The 23,181-nt window shown below is 72.3% G+C and carries 19 protein-coding genes; 13 read left to right on the top strand and 6 right to left on the bottom strand.

Translation table 11 applies throughout. From position 1 onward, the window contains the following. The first annotated feature begins 8 nt into the window (after positions 1-8). From mtrB to secA, 6 genes are all read left to right on the top strand, one after another. Positions 9-1,544 carry an MtrAB system histidine kinase MtrB gene (gene mtrB / locus J4N02_RS09515; RefSeq protein ID WP_243760767.1) on the top strand — a complete coding sequence of 512 codons (1,536 nt, stop codon included), beginning with the start codon at positions 9-11 and terminating at the stop codon, positions 1,542-1,544. Then, positions 1,541-3,235: an LpqB family beta-propeller domain-containing protein gene (locus J4N02_RS09510; protein WP_188334230.1), complete on the top strand. Its 1,695-nt coding sequence runs from the start codon at positions 1,541-1,543 to the stop codon at positions 3,233-3,235. The genes mtrB and J4N02_RS09510 overlap by 4 nt, the downstream gene beginning before the upstream one ends. Positions 3,236-3,260: 25 nt before the next feature. Then, positions 3,261-3,953: a ComF family protein gene (locus J4N02_RS09505; RefSeq protein ID WP_182817774.1), complete on the top strand. Its 693-nt coding sequence runs from the start codon at positions 3,261-3,263 to the stop codon at positions 3,951-3,953. Positions 3,954-4,044: 91 nt separating this feature from the next. Further along, positions 4,045-4,653, top strand: coding sequence for a ribosome hibernation-promoting factor, HPF/YfiA family (gene hpf / locus J4N02_RS09500; protein ID WP_188334231.1), 609 nt, complete (start codon positions 4,045-4,047; stop codon positions 4,651-4,653). 40 nt (positions 4,654-4,693) lie between these two features. Further along, positions 4,694-5,083, top strand: a complete 390-nt coding sequence (locus tag J4N02_RS09495; protein ID WP_188334232.1) for a DNA glycosylase AlkZ-like family protein — start codon at positions 4,694-4,696, stop codon at positions 5,081-5,083. A 100-nt stretch (positions 5,084-5,183) separates the two neighbouring features. Next, a complete protein-coding gene (secA, locus tag J4N02_RS09490; RefSeq protein ID WP_188334253.1) occupies positions 5,184-7,877 on the top strand; it encodes a preprotein translocase subunit SecA in 2,694 nt (897 codons plus the stop codon). Positions 7,878-7,880: 3 nt separating this feature from the next. On the opposite strand, the gene J4N02_RS09485 is transcribed toward secA, so the two are convergent. Continuing rightward, on the bottom strand, positions 7,881-8,375 hold the full coding sequence (locus J4N02_RS09485; RefSeq protein ID WP_188334233.1) for an Rv3235 family protein: 495 nt from the start codon (positions 8,373-8,375) through the stop codon (positions 7,881-7,883). Between the two features lie 82 nt (positions 8,376-8,457). On the opposite strand from J4N02_RS09485, the gene J4N02_RS09480 reads away from it, so the two are divergent. The 3 genes from J4N02_RS09480 to pruA all read left to right on the top strand — a co-directional run bounded on the left by J4N02_RS09480 (position 8,458) and on the right by pruA (position 11,452). Beyond that, positions 8,458-8,916, top strand: a complete 459-nt coding sequence (locus J4N02_RS09480; RefSeq protein WP_188334234.1) for a DUF6912 family protein — start codon at positions 8,458-8,460, stop codon at positions 8,914-8,916. A 5-nt stretch (positions 8,917-8,921) separates the two neighbouring features. Further along, positions 8,922-9,728, top strand: coding sequence for a Ku protein (locus J4N02_RS09475; protein WP_188334235.1), 807 nt, complete (start codon positions 8,922-8,924; stop codon positions 9,726-9,728). Positions 9,729-9,820: 92 nt separating this feature from the next. Beyond that, positions 9,821-11,452 carry an L-glutamate gamma-semialdehyde dehydrogenase gene (gene pruA / locus J4N02_RS09470; RefSeq protein ID WP_188334236.1) on the top strand — a complete coding sequence of 544 codons (1,632 nt, stop codon included), beginning with the start codon at positions 9,821-9,823 and terminating at the stop codon, positions 11,450-11,452. Positions 11,453-11,467: 15 nt separating this feature from the next. On the opposite strand, the gene J4N02_RS09465 is transcribed toward pruA, so the two are convergent. Next, positions 11,468-11,938 (bottom strand): DUF2505 domain-containing protein, encoded by a 471-nt coding sequence (locus tag J4N02_RS09465; RefSeq protein WP_188334237.1) that lies wholly within the window; start codon positions 11,936-11,938, stop codon positions 11,468-11,470. A gap of 104 nt (positions 11,939-12,042) precedes the next feature. Here J4N02_RS09465 and J4N02_RS09460 point away from each other — a divergent pair, with 104 nt between their 5' ends. From J4N02_RS09460 to J4N02_RS09445, 4 genes are all read left to right on the top strand, one after another. After that, positions 12,043-16,803, top strand: a complete 4,761-nt coding sequence (locus J4N02_RS09460; RefSeq protein WP_188334238.1) for an NAD-glutamate dehydrogenase — start codon at positions 12,043-12,045, stop codon at positions 16,801-16,803. Positions 16,804-16,855: 52 nt separating this feature from the next. Next, on the top strand, positions 16,856-17,704 hold the full coding sequence (locus J4N02_RS09455; RefSeq protein WP_188334239.1) for a PHP domain-containing protein: 849 nt from the start codon (positions 16,856-16,858) through the stop codon (positions 17,702-17,704). Between the two features lie 175 nt (positions 17,705-17,879). Continuing rightward, entirely contained in the window at positions 17,880-19,010 is a 1,131-nt protein-coding gene (gene trpS, locus J4N02_RS09450) for a tryptophan--tRNA ligase (RefSeq protein ID WP_188334240.1), read from the top strand. Then, positions 19,010-19,867, top strand: coding sequence for a hypothetical protein (locus J4N02_RS09445; RefSeq protein ID WP_182817759.1), 858 nt, complete (start codon positions 19,010-19,012; stop codon positions 19,865-19,867). The genes trpS and J4N02_RS09445 overlap by 1 nt, the downstream gene beginning before the upstream one ends. 45 nt (positions 19,868-19,912) lie before the next feature. Here the strand turns inward: J4N02_RS09445 and J4N02_RS09440 are convergent, their stop codons facing one another. The 4 genes from J4N02_RS09440 to J4N02_RS09425 all read right to left on the bottom strand — a co-directional run bounded on the left by J4N02_RS09440 (position 19,913) and on the right by J4N02_RS09425 (position 23,014). Next, on the bottom strand, positions 19,913-21,478 hold the full coding sequence (locus J4N02_RS09440) for a DEAD/DEAH box helicase (protein ID WP_375539365.1): 1,566 nt from the start codon (positions 21,476-21,478) through the stop codon (positions 19,913-19,915). Between the two features lie 126 nt (positions 21,479-21,604). Further along, positions 21,605-21,835: a DUF3107 domain-containing protein gene (locus J4N02_RS09435; RefSeq protein ID WP_188334241.1), complete on the bottom strand. Its 231-nt coding sequence runs from the start codon at positions 21,833-21,835 to the stop codon at positions 21,605-21,607. A gap of 86 nt (positions 21,836-21,921) precedes the next feature. Continuing rightward, on the bottom strand, positions 21,922-22,833 hold the full coding sequence (gene ligD, locus J4N02_RS09430) for a non-homologous end-joining DNA ligase (protein ID WP_188334242.1): 912 nt from the start codon (positions 22,831-22,833) through the stop codon (positions 21,922-21,924). A 4-nt stretch (positions 22,834-22,837) separates the two neighbouring features. Next, positions 22,838-23,014, bottom strand: a complete 177-nt coding sequence (locus tag J4N02_RS09425; RefSeq protein WP_182817754.1) for a DUF6019 family protein — start codon at positions 23,012-23,014, stop codon at positions 22,838-22,840. Positions 23,015-23,181 lie beyond the last annotated feature (167 nt).

Raw genomic sequence — 23,181 nt, 5'->3', positions numbered from 1 at the left:
TCGGCAGGGTGCTCCGGGCCCCGGCACGCTGGTGGTCCCGCTCCCTGTCGTTCCGGGTGGTCACGAACAGCGTGCTCGCCGCCCTGGCGGTGTTCGGCGTGACCGGCTGGCTGCTGGTCGACCAGTCGACCCGCGGCATCCTCGAGGCCAAGACGCAGCAGTCGGTGTCCGAGGCGTCCGCGGTGCTCGAGGGCATGCAGGCCTCCCTCCGGGACGCCGACCTGCGCACGTCCACCGTCAACGAGCGCCTCACCCTGCTGGCCCGCGACGCCGCCAGCCGCGGCAACGTCGGCAACCAGTACGAGGTGGTGATCACCGGACCGGTCTCCGACATCACCTCGGCCGGTGTCGACGTCGCGTCGGTGCCCGAGCCGATCCGCGAGGCCGTGCAGGAGGGGGGACAGGACCTGTTCACCACCCCGACCTCCATCGAGTTCACCGACGGGCGGACGCCGCGGACCGGCCTCGTGGTGGGCGGTGCGCTGCTCGCGCCCGGCTCGGGGCGCTACCCGGTCTACTTCCTGTTCGGGATGGAGCAGGAGGAGCAGACGCTCCAGGTCGTGCAGCGCTCGGCCCTCACCGCCGCCGCGGTGTTCCTGCCGCTGATCACCGGCCTGATGTACCTGATCTCCCTGCAGGCGCTGCGGCCGATTCGGGCGGCGCGCGTGACATCCGAGCGGATCGCGGCGGGGCACCTCGACGAGCGCATGCAGATCCGGGGTTCCGACGACCTCGCCGGCCTCGGCCGCTCCATGAACCACATGGCCGACGAGCTCGGCCGCAAGATCCAGCAGCTGGAGAACCTGTCGCTGGTGCAGCGGCAGTTCGTCTCCGACGTGAGCCACGAGCTCCGGACGCCGCTGACGACCGTCCGCATGGCCGCCGACGTGCTCTACGACGAGCGCGAGGAGTTCGACGTGGTGACCCGCCGCTCCACCGAGCTGCTCAAGGGGGAGCTGGACCGGTTCGAGTCGCTGCTCACCGAGCTGCTCGAGATCAGCCGCTTCGATGCCGGCGCCGCCGAACTCCAGGTCGACGACGTCGACCTGGTCTCGCTGGTCGCCGCAGAGGTCGCCGCCCAGCGGCCCCTCGCCGACGCCAACGCCACCCGCCTTGTCCTGGACGCCCCCGAGGAGGTGCGCTGCCGCGTCGACCCGCGCCGGGTGCGGCGGATCATCTCCAACCTGCTCAGCAACGCCATCGAGCACGGCGAGGGGCGCGACGTGGTGCTCACCATCGGGGCCAACCAGACCGCGGTCGCCGTCACCGTGCGCGACCACGGGGTCGGCTTCAGCGCCGCCCAGGCCCACCAGGTCTTCACCCGGTTCTGGCGGGCCGACCCGTCCCGCCAGCGCACCGTCGGCGGCTCCGGCCTCGGCCTGTCGATCGCCCTCGAGGACGCCCAGCTGCACGGCGGCTGGCTCAACGCGTGGGGGCGTCCGGGCCACGGGGCCCAGTTCCGGCTCACCCTGCCCTGGGACGCGGGCGGGGAGGTCGGGGAGTCGCCCCTGCCGGTCGTCCCCGCCGAGAGGAGGACGTGGTGAGGCGCCTGCTCCTGGCCGTGCTCGTGCTGGCCGTGGCCCTGGCCGGCTGCAGCGGCGTGCCCACCACCGGCCCCGTCGAGCGCGTGTCCGCGGCCCCGGGCCGGCTCAACCCCGGCGTGGAGATCGCGCCCGCGCCCCCGGGCCGCAACGCGACCGCCATCACGGTGGTCGAGGGCTTCCTGCACGCCATGGCGTCCTACCAGCCCGACTACTCGGTGGCCCGGGCCTACCTGACGCCCGAGGCGTCCCGGACCTGGAGCCCGGAGGCCGGCGTGCGCATCTACGCCGAGGGCAACCCCGTGGTCGCCACCGAGACCAACGCCACGCTGCGCGCCCCCGTGGTCGGCACCCTCGACTCCCAGGGCGCCTACCGGCAGTCGACGGAGACGATCGAGCACGACTTCGGGCTGGTCCGCGACGACGACGACCAGTGGAGGATCAGCAACCCGCCCGCGGGACTGCTGATCTCGGAGTACCTGTTCTCGAGCGCGTTCACCCGGGTCACCCCGTACTTCTACGCGCCGGGCGGAAGCTGGCTGGTGCCCGACCCGCGCTTCTACCCCCGGGGTCCGGGGGCCTACGAGGGCACCGCCCGTGCGGTCGTCTGGGGCGCCACCGAGTGGCTGGCCCCCGCGGTCGAGCCGGCCCTGCCGGGCATCCGGCTCGCGAGCGCGGTCGTCACCTCCACCGGGGTGGCCCGCGTCGAACTGACCCGCGGGGCGTCCGACCTCGACCCCGCGCAGCGGATCGCGCTGGCCACGCAACTGGTGTGGAGCTACCGCTCGTTCGAGTCGGTCGTCGCCGTCTCGGTCGGCTGGGCCGGCGATGAGCCCTGGGCCGTCGAGCCGTACGGCCAGGTCATCCCGGTCACGGGCTTCCCCGAGGCCGACCCCGCCCCCCGCCAGGGCAGCCGCCAGCTGTTCGGGCTGGAGCAGGGGCAGGTCGTCCGCGTCATGGAGGGCCCCGGGAGCGGCCAGAACCTGCGCGTCGCGCCCGGCGTCACCGCTGCGACGCACGCGGCCGTGCGTCAGGACGCCCTAGTGGCCGTGGCGGTCAGCGCGGACCGGTCCGGGCTGGAGCTGGCCCCCCTCGGCGAGGCGGTGCTGCGGCCGCTCGGCACCTCCGCCGGGCTGCGCCGCCCGCAGTTCTCGCGCGAGGGCGCGGTGTGGGTCAACAACGACGCCGGCGAGCTCGCGGTGGTCTCCCCGCAGGGGGAGTGGGCGCTCGGCACGGCGACCGACCTCGGCGAGGGACTGATCCAGGCCTTCCGGCTGTCCCCGGACGGGACGCGCGTCGCCCTCGTCGTGCAGCGCCCGGGCGGCCAGCAGGTGCTCGGGCTGGCCCGGGTCACCGACGCCGACACGCTGCCCGTGGTCGACGGGTGGCGCGAGCTCAACGTGGCCACCGGGTCCCTGGCCCAACTGACGGTGCTCGACGTGGGCTGGCGTGCGGCGGACTCGTTGCTGGTCCTGGTCTCCGACGGGCGCACCACCAGCGTGCTGGCGGTCGCCCAGGACGGCTCCACCGTGGTCCCGATCGGGCCGTCCGCGGCCACCGACCTGGTGGAACTCGCCGTCGCGCCCGGCGTGCCCCCGATGGTGCGCTCGGCCGAGGGCGCGGTGTGGCGCTACAACAGCGACTTCCGCTGGTCGAGCCACGCGACCGGCCTGACGACGATCTTCTATCCCTGACACGGGCCGCCTATACCTGTAGGGCGTGCTGGCCGGTTGGGTGGACGCCGCGGCGTCGTTGCTGCTCGGCTCGGCGTGCCCGGGGTGCCGCGCGCCGTGCGCCCACCTGTGCGCGGCCTGCGCCGCAGAGGTGGCTGCGGCCGAACCCTTCGCCGTGGCGCTGCCGGCCGCGCCGGTGCCGTTCGTGCCCGTTGTGGCCGCGGCCCGGTACGAGGAGCTGTGGCAGCGCTGCATCCTCGCCTACAAGGAGCGCACGGGCTGGTGGCTGGGCGGCGTGCTCGGGGCCGCGCTCGCCCTGGCGGTGGCGGACGCCCTCCGGCGCGGTCCCGGACGCCCCGACCCGCTGGTGCTCGTGCCCATGCCCTCGCAGCGGGCGACCGTGCGTGAGCGCGGGCTGGACACCACGCTCCTGCTGGCCCGGACGGCGGCCCGCCGGCTCGCGGCGTCCGGGCTGGCGACACGGGTGGCCCCGGTGCTGTCCCACACCCGGGCGGTGGCCGACCAGTCCGGCCTGGACGAGCGGCAGCGCCGCACGAACCTGGCGGGCGCGCTGGGCGCCCGGCCCGCCCCGGAGGGGACGCTGGTGGTGGTCGACGACCTCGCCACCACGGGGGCAAGCCTCGTCGAGGCGTGTCGCGCGCTCGCGTCGGCGGGGACCCCGCCGACGGCCTGCGCGATCGTGGCCGCCACCCCCCGCCGGGACGGTCGCCGGTGCTAGGTTGTGGGTATGGCACACACGCCAGCTTCCGACCCTCGGTCGGAGGGGTGGGCGCGGGTGCCGTTGTTGTTTCCCGACACAGGAGGTTGACATGGACGTCATCGTCACCGGCCGTCGCTGCACCATCTCGGACGACTTCCGGGAGAAGGTTGCCGAGCGCATCACCGGCATCGAGCGGTTCCGCGATCGGGTCCAGCGGGTGGAGGTGCAGGTCTCGACGAACCAGCACAAGCAACCGGACCAGGCCATCCAGGTGGAGATCACCCTCATCGGGAAGGGACCGGTCGTCCGGTCCGTCGCGTCCGCCGACGACAAGTCGGTCGCCTTCGAGCACGCGCTCGACAAGATGAAGGCGCAGCTGCGTCGTGCCGCCGACCGGCGCAAGGTCCACCGCGGGCTCCGCGTGTCCGACACCCTCGAGGTGCCCGCGACCGCCGACGCCGGCGCGCAGGCCGAGGACGGCCCGCAGGTGCGCCGCATCGCCGGGCTCGAGGTCACCGGTGACGGCCCGCTGGTCGTCCGCGAGAAGATCTTCCCCGCGACCCCGCTGACGCTGGCGCAGGCCCTGGACGAGATGGAGCTCGTGGGCCACGACTTCTTCCTCTACGTGGACGCCGAGTCCGGCGCCCCCAGCGTCGTCTACCGCCGCAAGGCCTACGACTACGGCGTGATCCACCTGGACGTCGCCGGCAAGGAGTGACCTCGCAGTACGAGGCGGCTGGGCGTCGGGAGCGATCCTGATGCCCGGCCGCCGCCTGTCCCACGCGCAGGCCCTGGTCAGCCCGTTCGACTCGTCGGTCTTCGAGCGGAAGCGGCTGGAGAAGCTGTTCGGCACGTACTTCCGCATCGAGATCTACGTGCCCGAGCCGCAGCGGCAGTACGGCTACTACGTGTACCTCTTCTGGTTCGGCGACCGGCCCGCCGCCCGGGTCGATCTCAAGGCCGACCGTGCCGCCGGCGTCCTGCGGGTCCAGTCCGCCTGGTTGGAGGACTGGGCGGGGGACCGCGCCGGCGACGTGGCCGGGGCGCTGGCGTCCGAGTTGCACCTGATGGCGGGCTGGTTGGGCCTGTCCGAGGTCGCGGTGGCGCCGCGCGGCACACTGGCCGCACGGCTCGCACCGGCGGTGTGAGCCGCCCCCAGGCGGACCCCCTACGATGGGGGATGGTGCCGACCCCGGCGCCTGAGTGGACGACGAGGAAGCACGAGACGTGGGCCTGTTCGACAAGTTGATGCACCTGGGCGAGGGACGCCAGGTCAAGCGCCTCGAGGCGATCGCCAACCAGGTGAACTCCATCGAGTCCGAGTTCGAGGCCATGAGCGACGAGGAACTGCGCGGCATGACCGCCGAGTTCCGCACCCGCCTCGAGGCGGGCGAGACGCTCGACGACCTGCTCCCCGAGGCGTTCGCGACGGTGCGCGAGGCGTCCCGGCGCGTGCTCGGCAAGCGCCACTTCGACGTGCAGCTCATGGGCGGGGCAGCCCTGCACCAGGCCAACATCGCCGAGATGAAGACCGGTGAGGGCAAGACCCTGACCGCGACGCTGCCCAGCTACCTCAACGCGCTGACCGGCAAGGGCGTCCACGTCGTCACGGTGAACGACTACCTGGCCAAGTACCAGTCCGAGCAGATGGGCCGCGTCCACCACTTCCTGGGTCTGGAGACCGGCGTCATCCTGCAGCACATGACCCCGGCCGAGCGCCGCGTCGCCTACGCCGCCGACATCACCTACGGCACCAACAACGAGTTCGGCTTCGACTACCTGCGCGACAACATGGCCCTGTCGCTGGAGGACTGCGTCCAGCGCGGCCACCACTACGCGATCGTCGACGAGGTCGACTCGATCCTGGTGGACGAGGCGCGTACGCCGTTGATCATCTCCGGCCCCGCCGAGGACAACAAGCAGTGGTACCCGGTGTTCGCCCGACTGGCGAAGCGGATGATCCGCGACACCCACTACGAGGTCGACGAGAAGAAGAAGACCATCTCGGTCATGGAGCCGGGCATCGGCCTGGTCGAGGACCGGCTGGGCATCGACAACCTCTACGAGTCGGCCAACACGCCGCTGATCAGCTACCTGAACAACGCCATCAAGGCCAAGGAACTGTTCGCCCGCGACAAGGACTACATGGTCACCGGTGACGGCGAGGTCGTGATCGTCGACGAGTTCACCGGCCGCACGCTGGCGGGCCGGCGCTACTCCGAGGGCCTGCACCAGGCGCTGGAGGCCAAGGAGGGCGTGGAGATCAAGGAGGAGTTCCAGACCCTCGCCACGATCACGCTGCAGAACTACTTCCGCATGTACGACAAGCTCGCGGGCATGACCGGTACGGCCAAGACCGAGGAGAGCGAGTTCCAGAAGATCTACGGCCTCGGCGTGCTGCCGATCGCCACCAACCGACCGATGGTCCGCGTCGACCAGGCCGACCTGATCTACCGCACCGAGGACGCCAAGTTCAACGCGGTCGTCGCCGACGTCGTGCAGCGGCACGAGGCCGGCCAGCCCGTCCTGCTGGGCACGGCGTCCGTGGCCAAGTCGGAGCTGCTGAGCAAGCGCCTGGTCCGGGCCGGGGTGCCGCACGAGGTGCTGAACGCGAAGAACCACGCGCGCGAGGCCGCGATCGTGGCCCTCGCCGGGCGCAAGGGTGCGGTCACCGTCGCCACCAACATGGCCGGTCGAGGCACCGACATCATCCTGGGCGGCAACGCCGAGTTCCTCACCGACGCGATGCTGCGCGAGAAGGGCCTCGACCCCGTCGAGGGCCCCGAGGAGTACGAGGCCGCCTGGGCCGAGCTCTACCCGCAGGTCGAGGCGCAGTGCGACGCCGAGCACGCCGAGGTCGTCGAGCTGGGCGGCCTGTACGTCGTGGGCTCCGAGCGCCACGAGAGCCGCCGCATCGACAACCAGCTGCGCGGTCGCTCCGGTCGCCAGGGCGACCCGGGTGAGTCCCGGTTCTACCTGTCGCTGCAGGACGACCTGATGCGCCTGTTCCAGGCCGACCTCATCGAGCGCGTCCTGCTGGCCCTCAACGTCCCCGACGACGTTCCGATCGAGAACAAGCAGGTCACCAACTCCGTCGCCAAGGCGCAGGAGATGGTCGAGAGCCAGAACTTCGAGATGCGCAAGAACGTCCTCAAGTACGACGACGTGATGAACCGCCAGCGCCACACCATCTACGGCGACCGCCGCCGCGTGCTCGAGGGCGCCGACCTGGACAGCCGCCTGCGCGACGCGACCGGCAAGGTCGTCGAGCAGGTCGTGCGCAACCACACCGAGGGCTTCGCCGAGGACTGGGACCTCGACTCCCTGTGGTCGCAGCTGCGCACCCTGTACCCGGTGGGCCTGGACCAGGCCGACTACGAGGACGGGTCGGCCACCGCCGACCAGCTCGTCGAGGACTTCCTCGCCGACGCCGACCGCGCCTACGACGCCCGCGAGCAGCAGCTCACGGCGCCGATCATGCGCGAGGTCGAGCGCCGCGTCGTGCTGTCGGTGCTCGACCGCAAGTGGCGCGAGCACCTCTACGAGATGGACTACCTGCGCGAGGGCATCGGCCTGCGCGCCATGGCCCAGCGCGACCCGCTCATCGAGTACCAGCGCGAGGGCGGCGACATGTTCAACGCCATGATGGACGCCTTCCTCGAGGAGTCGATCGGCTTCGTGTTCAACCTCGAGGTCAACGTCACACCGCAGCAGGCCGCGCCCCAGGTGGGCGTCGTCCGGGACGCCGAGGGTGCGGCCGTCGACGTGGCCGGTGCCGCGCGCCAGCTCACCTACTCCGGCCCGGAGGAGGGCGGCGGCGTCGAGGTGCACACCGAGGACGAGACCGGTGCCGAGGTGGCGACGGACGACGCCGAGGCCGTGCAGCCGCCCGTGCCCCCGCAGAACCGCAAGCAGCGCCGCTCCAACAAGAAGCGCCGCTGATCCTCACGAGCGGGCGGCCACCCGCCCGTCGGGGGCGAGGGCGGCCTCCAGGACGGTGACGGCCCAGCGCCGTGGCCGGCGCTCCAGGCGCAGGGCGAACGCGGCGCACCGCCGCGGGGACGCCAGCCTGCCCGTCGCCTCGACGACCCCGTCGCGGGGGCTCTGCAGCCGCAGGCCTGCCAGCCGCATGCCCTCGGCGGCACCGCTGCGCACCAGGTGGTCGAGCAGGTGGGCCACGCGCGGCACCAGCGCCGGCCGCACCTGGGCCGGGTTCCGATTTCCGGCCAGTACCTCGGCGAGCGCCCGTGCGATCGTGACCGCGGCACGTTCGGCGTCGGCGGCCACCCCCTCGGTGGTCGTGGTGGGCGCCGCGTCGTGCTCGCCCGGAAGGGGTTCCTGGGTCGGGGCGTCCTCGGGTGGCGGTGGCACCAGGCGCAGCAGGGGCGGCCGGGTCGAGGGGGCCGACGGCGGCGCCAGGGGGGTGGCAGGCAGGCTCATGACCCCACTGTGCGCGGGATCGGTGTCCCGGAGCCAGAGACTGGTGGCGCCCCTTGTGGATGGCGCGTGAGACGATGGGGCCATGCTCGTCTTCGTGCCTCTGGCCCCCGCCGACCTGGCGGACTGGGCCTCCACCGGCGTTCGTGACGTGACCGGCTTCGCCGCGACGCCCCTGTTCCTCGAGGCGTTCGGCCTGGGTGGGCCCGAGGGCGAGGACACCGACCTGACCCTGCTCGAGGTCGCCGGGGTGGCGGGGATGCTGGCCCACGGCGTCCGGCTCGTGGCCGTGTGCGGAACCGACGCGGCCGGCGCGGAACCCGCCGAGTTCGGCGCGGTGGTGGCCGAGCGCGTCGCCTGGTCGGCCGTGGAGAGCCTCTTCGCCGACGACGAGGCGGGCGCCGCCAAGGCCACGGCCGCGCGGGCCGCCGTGGGGGATACCGACCTCGACGCGGCGTGGGAGGCGGACGAGGTCAGCGACCTGCTGCGCACCACCGAGCTGCTGTGGCACGGTTCCTCCGAGTGGGAGCGCCTGTCACACTAGGGGGCATGCCTCGTAGCTTGTGGAAGGGTGCCGTCAGCTTCGGCCTCGTCACGATCCCGGTGAAGCTCTACAGCGCCACCGAGGAGAAGGACGTCACGTTCCGGCAGGTGCACCCCAAGGACGGCGGACGCATCAAGTACAAGCGCGTCTGCGAGGTGTGCGGCGAGGAGGTCCCCTACGCGGAGATCGCGAAGGGGTACGAGTCGGCCGACGGGCGGATGGTGATCCTCGAGGCGTCCGACTTCGACGACCTGCCGCTGCCCACCGCCAAGCAGGTGGAGATCGTCCAGTTCGTCGAGCTCGACGAGATCGAGCCGACGGCGTTCAACAAGTCCTACTTCCTGGAGGCCGAGGGCCCCGGGGCCAAGCCCTACGTGCTGCTGCGCGAGGCGCTGCGCAAGGCGAAGAAGGTGGCCGTGGTCAAGGTCGCGCTGCGCTCGCGGGAGTCGCTGGCGCTGATCCGCGCGACCGACGAGCTGCTGGTCCTGCACACGCTGCTGTGGCCCGACGAGCTGCGCGACGGCTCGTTCGCGGCGCCGTCGGACGAGATCAAGGCGTCCAAGGGCGAGGTCGACATGGCCAGGATGTTCATCGACCAGCTGACCGCGCCGTACGACCCCGAGCAGTTCACCGACTCCTACCGCGAGGCGCTGGAGGCCGTGGTGGCGGCGAAGCTGGGCGACGCCCCGGCCCCCGAGGCGACGGAGGAGCCGGCGGCCGGGGGCGGCGACGTGGTCGACCTCGTGGCGGCCCTCAAGGCGTCGGTGGAGGCCGCGAAGAAGCGCCGGGAGGCCGCCGCCAAGGCGGGATGATTGCGCGTCGAGGCGCGTGAGCGCGCGAGGTTTCCCGGCGGCGCGGGGGCCCGTGTGGGGATCGTCCGGCGCGCGTGCCTAAGATGAATCCCATGGACGCCGTGACCCGAGTTCCCGTGCCCGTCAACGAGCCCGTGCTGGGCTACGCCCCCGGATCGCCCGAGCGCGCCGAGCTCGAGGTGCGTCTGGCCGAGCTGGCCGGCGGCGGGCCCATCGCCCTCGACGCCTGGATCGGCGGCGAGCGCCGCCCCGGCTCCGGCGGCGACACCTTCGAGGTGACCATGCCGTCGGACCACGCGCACGTGCTGGGCGTGGTCGTGCAGGCCGACGGCACCGACGCCGAGGCGGCCATCGAGGCCGCGCTGGCGGCCGCGCCCGCGTGGGCGGCCCTGCCGTTCGACCAGAAGGCCGCGATCTTCCTGCGCGCCGCCGACCTGATCGCCGGGCCGTACCGCGCCACGATGAACGCCGCCACGATGCTGGGCCAGGGCAAGACGGTGCAGCAGGCCGAGATCGACGCGGCGTGCGAGCTGGTCGACTTCCTGCGCTACAACGTGGCCTACGCGCAGCAGATCATGGCGGACCAGCCGGACAACTCCCCGGGGGTGTGGAACCGGATGGAGTACCGCCCCCTGGAGGGCTTCGTGTACGCCATCACCCCGTTCAACTTCACCGCCATCGCCGGCAACCTGCCGACCTCGGCGGCCATCATGGGCAACCCGGTGGTCTGGAAGCCCGCGCTCACCCAGACCTTCGCCGCGCACTTCCTGGTGGAGGTGCTGGAGAAGGCCGGCCTTCCCGCCGGCGTGATCAACATGCTGCCGGGCCACGGCAAGGAGATCTCCGACGTCGTCCTGAGGCACCCGGCGCTGGCCGGCATCCACTTCACCGGCTCGACCGCGGTGTTCCAGGGCCTGTGGGGCCAGGTCGGCGCCAACATCGCCGGCTACCGCTCCTACCCGCGCCTGGTCGGCGAGACCGGCGGCAAGGACTTCGTGCTCGCGCACCCGACAGCCGACCGCACAGCCCTGGTCACCGCGCTGGTGCGAGGCGCCTTCGAGTACTCCGGCCAGAAGTGCTCGGCCGCCTCGCGGGCCTACATCGCGGCCTCGGTGTGGGAGGACATCCGCGACGACCTGGTCGCCCAGACCGAGGCCCTGGCGGTCGGCGACGTCCGCGACCTGGCGAACTTCACCTCGGCCGTCATCGACGAGCGCGCCTTCACCAAGCTCGCGAAGGTCATCGACACCTGCAAGGCCGACGCGACCATGGAGGTCATCGCCGGCGGGACGTACGACCGCTCCAAGGGATGGTTCGTGCGGCCGACGATCGTCACCTCCACCGACCCGAAGGCCGACATCTTCGTCACCGAGTACTTCGGCCCGATCCTCGGCGTGTACGTCTACCCCGACGACGAGTTCGAGCAGGTCATCGAGCTGGTCGACCAGGCCTCGCCCTACGCGCTGACCGGGGCCGTCTTCGCCACCGACCGCGCCGCGGTGGACGCCGCGCTCGAGGGGTTGCGCTTCACCGCCGGCAACTTCTACATCAACGACAAGCCGACCGGCGCGGTCGTCGGCCAACAGCCGTTCGGCGGCGCGCGCGCCTCGGGCACCAACGACAAGGCCGGGTCGATGTGGAACCTGATCCGCTGGGCGAGCCCCCGGGCGATCAAGGAGACGCTGGTCCCGCCCACGTCCACGGGCTACCCGCACATGCGGTGAGCGGGCGGGCCCGCGTCAGCGGGTGAGCCAGGCGCGGCCGACGCGGGCCTGGGCGTCCAGCGCCTCGAGGATCGCGGGGGCCGCTTCCTTCTCGATGCGCGCCCCCAGCAGCGGGATGCGGACGCTCAGGTCGCCGGCGTGGTCGATCACGCTGCCGGACGCCGTGGGCTCCAGCCGGGCGGTGCCCTCGAACGTCACCGGCTTGCCGGGGACGGTGATGGAGAACGTCCCCGACCGGCCCCCGTCGGCCTCGGCCGGGCCCCAGCGGACCTCCTGGATGATCGCGAGCCGATCCCCGACGAACGGGCGCACCTCCGGCGGCGCCTCGACGCTGGCCTCCACCGCGGTGTGGCCGCCCGAGGCGGCCACCCGGGCGTCGGGCGACCCCATCTCGGCGGCGGCGTGGCGGAGGAACGCCTCGTCGGTGACCATGGCGTACACGTCGGCGGGCGGTGCCGGGAACTCCTGACGGCTGGTGAGCTGCATGCCCCGATTATTGCGGTCGGAGGCGGTTTGCGCCGTGACGTTCCCAGCGGACGCGCCGCCAGCTACTGTGGATCGCCACTGGCAACGCAAAGGAGCGGGACCGCATGTCATCCGTCGTCGGGACGTCTGAATACCTCGCGCAGGTCGCCGGAGACCTCGCGCAGATCACCACCACCCCCGACCCCGAGGCGTTCGTGGGCGCCTACCTGGGGCAACACGTGGTCGGCGACGACGGCAGCGTGCCGGTCGGCCGCGCCGGGCGCCAGGCGGCCGCTCACCTCGACCTGGGCCGCACGCGGCACCGGGGCGAGGACCTGGTGGCGCTCTCCACCCCGAGCGAGAAGGCCGACGGGTGGAGCGCGGGCGGCTCGACGCTGCTGCAGGTCGTCACCGACGACCGGCCCTTCATCGTCGACACGGTCTCGACCGCGCTGACCGAGCTGGGCTGGAGCATCCGGGCCGTGCGCCACCCGATCCTGGTGGTCCGGCGCGACGCGCACGGCGTCCTCGCCGGCGTCGCCCCGCACGGCACGCCGGGTGGCGGCGAGCCGGAGTCGTGGATGACGGTCGAGGCCTACCCGCCCTTGGGCACCGCTGCCGAGGACCTGCGACCCGCCACCGTGGCCCGCGTGCAGGAGGGCCTGGCGGCGTCCCGCCTCGCCCACGACGACGACGCCTTGATGCACGACCGCCTCCTGGACGCGATCCACCACCTCGAGGAGACGCCACAGCCCGTGGTGGCCGCGTGGGTGCGCCGGATCGGCGACCTGCTGCGCTGGATGGCCGACGACCACTTCGAGCTGCTCGGCTACCGCGAGTACACCGTCGACGGCGACACCTTCACCCCTGTCGAGGGCACCGGCCTGGGCCTGCTGCGCGATGCCGGCCCCGACGTGTTCGACGCACGGCAGATCACCGAGGGACCCGAGGTGATGGTGGTGACCAAGGACTCCCGGCCCTCGCCGGTGCACCGGGCGGGCTACCTCGATTACGTCGCGATCCGGGACTACGACCGACAGGGCCGCCTCGTGGGGGAGCGCCGGTTCCTGGGCCTGTGGTCCTCCCGTGCCTACTCCGAGCCGGTCGAGTCGATCCCGCTGGTCAAGGACAAGGCCCAGTGGGTCTGGGAGGCCCTGGACGTGGTCCCCTCCTCCCACAGCGGCCAGCTGGCACGCGAGGCGATGGCCTCCCTCCCGCGCGACAACTGGTTCGCCGACACGGTCGACGACCTCGTCTCCCTGGTCCGCCGGATCGCCGGCGTCCACGAGCAGCGGCACGCCCGCCTGCTCGTGCAGCGGGCCCCGCACGGCCGGTTCTGGTCGTGCTTCGTCTACGTGCCCCGCGACCGGTACCGCACCATCACGCGCGAGCGGATCACCGCGCTCCTGAAGGATCGCCTCGGCGGGGAGAGCATCGACTTCCGGGCCCTGGTGAACGAGAGCTCGATGGCCCGGCTCCTGCTCATCGTGAAGCGCCCCGACGGCGCCCCCGAGCCCGACCTCGACCTGGCCGCCCTCGAGGCGGAGGTCGTCGCGGCGACCCTCACCTGGGACGACGAGTTCAACGAGGTCGCCGACGCGCTGCCCGCCGAGGAGCGCGGGGTCGAGTTCGGCGAGGCCTACGAGTCGGCCTACACCGCCAAGCAGGCGCTGGCCGACCTCCGCCTTGCCAACACCATCACCTCCGACGACGACCTGCGGTTCGCGCTGTTCAAGCCCGACCGCGACGACGACCCGGCCGACCTGCGCTTCAAGGTGATCACCAAGGGCACCATGTCGCTGTCGCGCGTCATGCCGCACCTGGACGCCCTGGGCCTGCAGGTGATCGACGAGCGGCCCTTCAGCTGGGACCTGCGCGGCGACGTGGTGAACGTCTACGACTTCGGGTTCATGCTGCCCCCGGGCCAGACGTTCGACGACTGGCAGCTGCACGACCGCGCCCGGTTCGCCGAGGCGTTCGAGGCGTCCTACACCGGCCAGGCGCATGCCGGCCAGATGAACCGCCTCGTGATGGGGGCCGGCCTGACCTGGGTGCAGGTCTCCTGGCTGCGCGGCATCGCCCGCTACCTGCAGCAGGCCGGCATCCCCTACAGCCAGCAGTACGTCGCGGCCGCACTGAACGCCAACCCCGAGATCACCGCGGCGCTCGTGGCTGCCTTCGAGTCGCGGTTCGACCCGGCCCAGCACCCCAACGACGACGCGCGCAACCAGGACCACGACCTCGAGGTCGGCGAGATCCTGCGGGCGCTGGACGCCGTCGAGAGCCTCGACCAGGACCGCATCCTGCGCATGTTCGTCGCCGTCATGCGCGCCATCAAGCGCACCAACGCCTTCGCCGAGGACCGCCCGGCGCTGGCCTTCAAGATCGCCCCCGGCGAGCTGGACCTGCTGCCCGAACCCCGCCCGGCGCACGAGGTGTTCGTGTACAGCCCGCGGGTCCAGGGCGTCCACCTGCGCTTCGGGTCGGTCGCCCGCGGCGGCCTGCGCTGGTCCGACCGTGCGGAGGACTTCCGTACCGAGGTGCTGGGCCTGGTCAAGGCGCAGATGGTGAAGAACACCGTGATCGTGCCCGTGGGCGCCAAGGGCGGCTTCGTGCCGGCCCGCCTGCCCGACCCGCGCGTGGACCGCGCGGCGTGGCTGGCCGAGGGCACCGCCTGCTACGAGATCTTCATCTCCTCGCTGCTCAGCCTGACCGACAACCTGGTCGACGGCGAGGTCGTCCCGCCGCCGGACGTGGTCCGCCACGACGGCGACGACACCTACCTCGTCGTGGCCGCCGACAAGGGCACGGCCACGTTCTCCGACACCGCGAACCGGATCGCGCTCGAGCGCGGGTTCTGGCTGGGGGACGCCTTCGCCTCGGGCGGGTCGGTGGGCTACGACCACAAGGGCATGGGCATCACCGCGCGCGGCGCGTGGGAGTCGGTCAAGCGGCACTTCTACGAGGTCGGCGTCGACTGCCAGGCCGAGGACTTCACCTGCGTCGGCATCGGCGACATGGCCGGCGACGTGTTTGGCAACGGGATGCTGCTCAGCGAGCACACCCGCCTGGTCGCGGCGTTCAACCACATGCACGTGTTCCTCGACCCGACCCCGGACGCCGCCGCCTCCTTCGCCGAGCGCAAGCGGCTGTTCGAGCTACCCCGCTCGACCTGGGCCGACTACGACGAGGACCTGATCTCCGCGGGTGGCGGGGTGTTCCCGCGGACGGCGAAGACCATCCCGGTCACGCCGCAGGTGCGGGAGGCCTTGGGTCTGGACGCCGGCGTGAAGTCCCTGACCCCGACCGAGATGATCCGGGCGATCCTGCTCGCGCCCGTGGACCTGCTCTGGAACGGCGGCATCGGGACCTACGTGAAGGCGTCCGACGAGACGCACGCCGAGGTGGGGGACAAGACCAACGACGCGGTCCGCGTCGACGGGCGGGACGTCCGGGCGCGGATCGCGGGCGAGGGCGGCAACCTGGGCTGGACCCAGCGCGGCCGCATCGAGTTCGCACAGGCCGGCGGCCGGGTCAACACCGACTTCATCGACAACTCCGCCGGCGTGGACACCTCCGACCACGAGGTCAACATCAAGGTGCTGCTGCAGCCCGAGGTCGCCGCCGGACGCCTCGACCCCGACGACCGCGTGGCCCTGCTCGCCTCGATGACCGACGAGGTGGCCCAGCTGGTGCTGACCCACAACGTGGACCAGAACATCGCGCTGTCGACCGAGCAGGCCCAGGACGACTCGATGGGGGGTGCCCACGAGGCGTGGATGCGCTCGCTGGAGAAGGTGGGCCTGCTCGACCGCGAGCTCGAGTCCCTGCCCAGCCGGGCCGAGATGGCCCGGCGGCTCGCCGAGGGGGAGGGCCTCACCCGTCCCGAGCTGGCGATGCTGCTGGCCTGGACCAAGATCCACCTCGAGGCCCTGGTCAACGACTCCACGCTGCCCGACGACCCGTACCTGGCCGACCGGCTGGTGACGTACTTCCCGCGGCCCCTGCGGAACGACCAGTTCGCCGACGCGTTGCAGGCCCACCCGCTGAAGCGCGAGATCGTCACGATGGTGACGGTCAACCGGTTCGTGAACTCCCAGGGCATCACGGCGTTCAGCCGCCTCGCCCACGAGACCAGCTCGAGCGTCGCCGAGATCGTCCGGGCCCAGCTGGCTGCCCGCACGATCTTCGCCGTGGCCCGCGACGAGCTGGCGGTCGCGGAGGCCGGCGTCCCGGCGGAGGTGGAGCTGCAGGTCCGGGTGGCGCTGCAGCAGATGATCGAGCGCGCAACGCGCTGGCTGCTGCACAACCGCCGGGGCGAGCTCGACATCAAGGGCGAGGCAGCCGTCTTCACCGACGCCGTCGCCGAGGTGTCCTCCTCGTTCGACCGGCTCGCCACGGCGCACCTGCGCGAGCAGACCGAGGAGGCGCGTGCGGCGCTGCTCGCCGCGGGCGTGCCGGAGGACCTGGCGCGTACGGCCGGGCAGGCCCCGTACCTGCACCTGGCACTCGCCGTCGTCGACCTCGCGACCAGGCTGGGGCGTCCGCTGGAGGTGGTGGCGGAGGTGTTCTTCGGCCTCGCCGAGCACCTCGGCCTGGACAAGGTCGCCGACCGGGTCAACGAGCTGCCGCGCACGAGCCGGTGGGACACCATGGCGCGCGCGGCCCTGCGCGACGACCTCACCCGCCTGCACTCCGACCTGGCCCGCGCCGTCCTGGAGCGCTCGCCCGAGGCGACGGCGGGCGCCGACGCCATCGAGGCGTGGGTGGACGCCGCCGGGGGCGTCGAGCGCGAGGCGGAGGAACTGGTCGAGATCGCGTCCGAGGAGGCGACGCTCGCCCGGATGTCGGTGGCGCTGCGCACGATCCGGACCCTCTTGGTGTGAGCCGGCGCCGCGCCTGCCGGGGTGCGGGCGCGGCGTCCGGTTGAATGGGGGGATGCGGATCGACCTGCACACGCACACCCTCGTCTCGGACGGGACGGACACCCCGACCCAGCTCGTCCGCAAGGCGGCGCAGGAGGGTCTGGACGTGATCGGCCTGACCGACCACGACACGTTCGACGGCCTGCGCGAGGCGAGGCTGGCGGGCGAGGAGGCCGGCGTGCAGGTCCTGGCCGGCATGGAGTTCTCGACCGAACGGCGCGGGGCCTCGGTGCACCTGCTGGCCTACGGCTGCGACCCGCACGACGAGGACCTCCTCGACGAGTTGGCCCGCGTGCGCGTCGGCCGGTCCGACCGCGTGCCGACGATGGCCGCGCGGCTGACCGAGCTGGGCATGCCGCTGACGGTCGAGGACGTGCTCAGGCACGCGACCGGGACCTCGCTGGGCCGCCCCCACATCGCCGACGCGATGGTCGAGAAGGGCTACGTGGCGCACCGGGACGAGGCGTTCAGGCTGTGGCTGCACGAGGGCAGCCCCGCCTACGTCGACCGGTACTCCACGGAGCTGACCCGCGCGATCGAGCTGGTGCGCCGCGCGAAGGGCGTGGCCGTGCTGGCCCACCCGTGGGGCCGGGGCCGCCGGGGCGACCTGCCCGAGGCGTTCCTCGCCGAACTGGTCCTCGAGCACGGCCTGGACGGCATCGAGGTCGACCACCCCGACCACGACGACGACACCCGGGCCGACCTTCGGGCGGTCGCCGAGCGGCTCGGCGTCATCGTCACCGGGTCGAGCGACCACCACGGCCTGGGCAAGCGCAACAACCCGCTGGGGGCCGGCCTGACCCACCCGGACGCCCACGCCGAGATCGTGCGCAGGATCCAGGCCCGCGGTGGCCGCCCCTGAGGACGCCCGGTCGGACGCGGTGCGCAGGGTCACCGTCTGGCACGTTAGGATGGCCCCATGACACGCGGGGGATGGTGGCGGCCGTAACGACGGCCCCGTCCCCCCACGCACACCACGGCCGTCCAGCGGGCGGCCGTTTTGCGTGCCCGTGGGACCGAACGAACAGGAGTAACCCATGACCGAGCAGGTCACCGCGACCGAGGTCGACACCGAGGCCGCGGACGCCCTGGCCGCCTCGACCTCCGAGGCGTCCCTGCGCCGCTCGGAGGAGCGCAGCCGGGCGATCGAGGACCAGATCGCCAAGGACCCCTCGGGCTTCCGCATGCTCACCGGCGACCGGCCGACCGGCCACCTGCACATCGGGCACTACTTCGGGTCGCTGGCCAACCGGGTGCGCCTGCAGGATGACGGCGTCGAGACCTTCGTGCTGGTGGCGGACTACCAGGTGATCGCCGACCGCGACGGCGTGGGGGAGATCGGTGACCGGGTGCGCTCGCTGGTCACCGACTACCTGGCGGTCGGCATCGACCCGGAGCGCACGACCATCTTCGCCCACTCGGCGATCCCGGCGCTGAACCAGCTGATGCTGCCGTTCCTGTCGCTGGTCACCGACTCCGAGCTGTACCGCAACCCCACGGTCAAGGCCGAGCACGAGGCCACCGCCGGACGCCCCATGTCCGGCCTGCTGCTCACCTACCCGGTGCACCAGGCCGCGGACATCCTGTTCTGCAAGGCCAACCTCGTGCCCGTCGGCAAGGACCAGCTGCCGCACCTGGAGCAGACCCGCGTGGTGGCGCGTCGGTTCGACGAGCGCTACGGCCGCGTCGACCCGGCCCGCCCGATCTTCCCGCAGGCCGACGCGCTGCTCAGCTCGGGGTCGCTGATCCTGGGCATGGACGGCACCAAGATGAGCAAGTCCAAGGGCAACACGATCGAGCTGCGCATGACCGCCGACGAGACGGCGAAGATCATCAAGCGCGCGGTCACCGACTCCGACCGCCACATCACCTTCGACCCGGTCAACCGCCCGACCGTGGCCAACCTGCTCACGCTCGCGGGGCTGTGCGCCGACCGTGACCCGGCTGCCGTCGCCGAGGAGATCGGCGACGGCGGCGGGGGCGGCCTGAAGAAGTACCTCACCGAGGTTCTCAACGAGAAGTTCGCGCCCATCCGCGCCCGCCGGGCCGAGCTCGAGGCCGAGCGGGGCCACATCGAGCAGGTCCTGCGCGCGGGCAACGAGCGGGCCAACGCGGTGGCCGACGCCACCCTCGCCGAGGTCCGGCAGGCGATGGGCATGGTCTACTGATGGAGACCGCGAACCCCACGTGGGTCGTCTCGCGCCGCTCCGGCCGCCGCGGGTTCTGGGGCCTGCTGGGCGTGGCGCTGTTCGGTGCCGCCTTCGTCGCGGCGCTGGTGGGGTTCGTCCGGGCCCCGCACGTCGACTCCGGCGTGCTCGTGGCCATCGTCACGCCGTTCCTGGTGATGGCGATCGTGCTCGCCCTGGAGGGCCTGACCCAGGGCATGGTGCGCCTCGACCCCGCCGGTTTCGCCACCCCCCTCGGACGCCGACGCGCCTGGGCCGACGTCCTGGCGATCGGCACCGGCCTCGTCGACGGCCGGGAGACCCCGGTCGTCGCCGTGCGCGGCGGATCCGGCATCGAGCAGGACCTCTTCCCGGGCTTCTCCGACGACGAGGCGCCCCGGCTGGTGGCGGCGCTGCGCGAGCGGGTCGTCCCGGCTGGCTTCGCCTCGGTCGACCCGGGTGCCCAGCACTGGGCCGCCGTGGACGCCGAGGCCGACCGGGCCGAGGCCGTCGTCCGCGACACCGCCGGGCGCCGCCCGGTGGAGCGTGAGCGGATCGAGTTCGGCTACCCGGGCCTGGTGCACGCCGTCCGCCTCGACTACGGCACCAACGACGCCGGCGAGCGGGTGGAACTCATCGTGCGCCAGGGCACCACGCTCGCCCTGACGGCCCACGGACGCCGCTGGCTGCGGCAGGACCGCAAGCGATCGGCCGACCCGGCCACGCAGGTCGGCCTGCTGTTCGGGCCGCACACCACCGAGGTCCTCGGCGCGACCGGCGGCGGGTTCGACCGGCTCGTGGTGCGCGCGGACGGCCACAAGGCGCTGCCGTTCAACGCTGAGGAGCCCGACCGGTTCTGAGGCGCGGCGCGGGCCACCGCCGGGGGTCGAGAGGCCCCCGGAGCACTACTCGGCGGCGGGGGCGCCGGCCTCGCCGGTTCCCCGACCCCGCCCGCGGCCGCCACGACGGCGGCGGCGACGCGGAGCGTCACCCTCGGATGCCTCGATGCCCTGGTCCGTCGACTCGGCCGTCTCGCCGGTCCGGCCGGGCGCCGGGGCCGAGCCCTCGGCGTCCGTCACGACCTCGCCGTTGCGCAGGCGCCGGCGGGTGCGGTCGCGGCGCGGACGCTCCTCGCGCGGCTTGCGGGGGGCGCGCTCGCGCGGGGCGGCGTCCTCGCGGGGCTTGGGGTCGCGCAGGCGGCCCTTGGTGCCCTCGGGGATGTTCAGGTCGGTGAACAGGTGCGCGCTGGTGGAGTACGTCTCGGGCGGCTCGGGATGGGCCAGGTCCAGGGTCTTGTTGATGACCTTCCAGCGGGTGATGTCCTTCCAGTCCACCAGCGTGACGGCCACGCCCTTGGCGCCGGCCCGGCCCGTGCGGCCGATGCGGTGCACATAGGTCTTGTCGTCGTCGGGGCACTCGTAGTTGATGACGTGCGTGATGTCCGAGACGTCGATGCCGCGGGCGGCCACGTCGGTCGCGACCAGGACCTTGACGCGGTCCTCGCGGAACTTGTTCAGGGCCTTCTCGCGCAGCACCTGCGACAGGTCGCCGTGGATGCTGGTGGCCGAGAAGCCGCGCTCCTCGAGGTCGTCCGCCAGGCGCTGGGCGGCGCGCTTGGTGCGCGTGAAGACCATGACCTTGCCGGCGTGGTCGGCCTGGATGATGCGGGCGACGATCTCGGGCTTGTCGAGGTCGTGGGCCTGGTACACGAACTGGGTCGTGTCCGGGACCGTCATCTCGGCGTCGTGGGCCTCGGCGCGGATGTTCACCGGCTGGGTGAGGTGGCTGCGCGACAAGCCGACGATCGCGCTCGGCATGGTGGCCGAGAACAGCAGCGTCTGGCGGGAGGCGGGGGTGCGGGCGATGAGGCGCTCCACGTCGGGCAGGAAGCCCAGGTCGAGCATCTCGTCGGCCTCGTCGAGCACGAGCACCTTCACGTGGCTCAGGTCGAGGCTGCGGCGGTTGGCCAGGTCGAGCAGGCGTCCGGGCGTGCCGACGACCACGTCGACGCCGCTCTCGAGGGCCTCCAGCTGCGGCTCGTAGCCGACGCCGCCGTAGACGGTCAGGATGCGCGCGTGGCGCACCTGTGAGGCGTCCTTGAGGTCGTCGGTGATCTGCAGGGCCAGCTCACGGGTGGGCGTCATGATCAGCGCCTGCGGCTTGCCCGGGTACTTCAGGTCGGCGTAGCCGGGGTCGGTCGGCACGACGGCCTGCTCGAGGACGGCGATGCCGAACGCGAGGGTCTTGCCGGTGCCGGTGCGGGCCTGGCCGATCATGTCGGTGCCCGCCATCGCGATCGGCAGGCTCATCGACTGGATCGGGAACGGGTGCGTGATGCCCTTGCGGGCCAGCGACTCGACGATCTCGGCGCGCACGCCCAGGTCGGCGAAGGTGGGCTTGGGTGCCTCGGGGGGCACGGTCACGGAGATGGTCTCGGTCTCTGCCTGCTCGGGCAGGGTGGTCTCGTTCAGCGTCGTGCCTCACTACTTTCCGGCCGCGAGGCCGGGCATCGTTACCCGCTGCGAAGCGCGACGCACAGGGGTGCGCTCAGGCGGCGGGGACGCACATGTGCCGTGCGTACCCGCCCATCGTAGCGCTCAGGAGGTGAGCGCGCCGAAACCCACCGTGCGGGTGTGCTCCGCACCCAGGTCGACGTAGGCCACCTGCGCGGCCGGCACGAGGACCTTGCGGCCCTTCTCGTCGATGAGCGTGAACACGCCGTTCTTGGCCAGCGCGTCGGCCAGCGCGGCCTCCACGTCGTCGGCCGAGGACTTGGTCTCGACCGCGAGTTCGCGGGCGACGTTGCGGATGCCGATCTTGACTTCCATGGGGAGCCTCCTGTGCTGGTTGCGCGTTCACACTACCCGCGCGCAGCGACAGGTCCCGGCGCGCTTCGCGGGGGGCGAACACGGGCTCAGTCGGGCAGGCGCCCGCGGCGTCCGGTCAGGAGGGGCTCGAACAGGTCGCCGTGCCGCTCGACGCGGGCCAGCACGTTGGCGGAGGTGAAGGTGAGTGGGGCACCCTCGGTGGCGGCCTCGACCTCGTCCCAGGTGAGCGGTGTGGACGCCGTGGGCTCGGCCTTGGCCCGCAGCGAGTAGGCGCACACCGTCGTGCGACCCGGGAGGTTCTGGTTGACGTCGACCAGGATCTTGCCCGCGCGGGCGGCTTTGGCGATCTCGGTGACGAACAGCTCGGGGTGGAGTTCGACCAGCTTCTCCCCGAAGGTGCGCACCCACGGGACGAGGGTGCCGGCGGGGGTCGGTTCCAAGGGGGCGTAGAGCTGGAGCCCCTTGGAGCCGGAGGTCTTCACGAAGGGGGTCAGCCCCGCGTCGGCGAGTTCCCCCGAGATGATCAGCGCGGCGGTCGCGATGAGCGGCATCTCGACGCCCTGGCCGGGGTCGAGGTCGATGACGAGTTGGTCGAGGGGGAGGTCGTCGTCGATGGTGGTCTGCCGTGCGTCGGGGTCGGCGCGCCACTGGTGGGTGTGCAACTCGAGGGCGGCCAGGTTGGCCAGCCAGACCAGCGTGGGGGTGTCGTCGACGATCGGGTAGGTGATGTCCTCGCTGCTGCCGACGACATGGTGGACGTGCACCCACTCGGGTGTCCCGTTGGGGATGTTCTTCTCGAAGAAGTTCGCGGCGTCGGTGCCGTTGGGGAAGCGGATCCGGGTGACGGGGCGTCCGGCCAGGTGGGGGAGCATGACCGGCGCGATCGCGTGGTAGTAGGCGATGACCTCGCCCTTGGTGAACCCGTTCGGGTAGAGCACCTTGTCGAGGTTGGACAGCTTGAGGGTGCGCCCGTCCACCTCGGTCATCACATCGGACATGGGCTCACAGGACGCGCGGCGGCAGGTGGCTGCGGAGGGAGTCGTCGCGCAGGGCCTCGCGCATGCCGTCGCGCACGGCCATCCTGATGACGAAGTAGGCCACGATGAGGCCCACCACGAGCGTCACCAGCGGGATCATCAAGCCGACGAGTGCGAACCACTCGAAACCGTTCATCGCCATGGGCACACGGTACCCGTCTGGGTTGCGGGGTGGGTGATCGGGAGGCTGGACGAAAGCCACTCCACCGGGTGGCTCGGGCACGGGAAGTGTCAGAACCTCGCGCGCGAGCCACCCGGTGGAGTGGGTTCGGTCCGCCGGGCGGGGGCCGATCGGGGAATGTCCGAGGC

Origin of the sequence: Propioniciclava sp. MC1595, from assembly GCF_017569205.1 — a bacterium.
Classification (GTDB): Bacteria; Actinomycetota; Actinomycetes; order Propionibacteriales; family Propionibacteriaceae; genus Propioniciclava.
The sequence above is the reverse complement of the archived record's forward strand: the minus strand, read 5'-3'. Positions and strand labels throughout refer to the sequence as shown.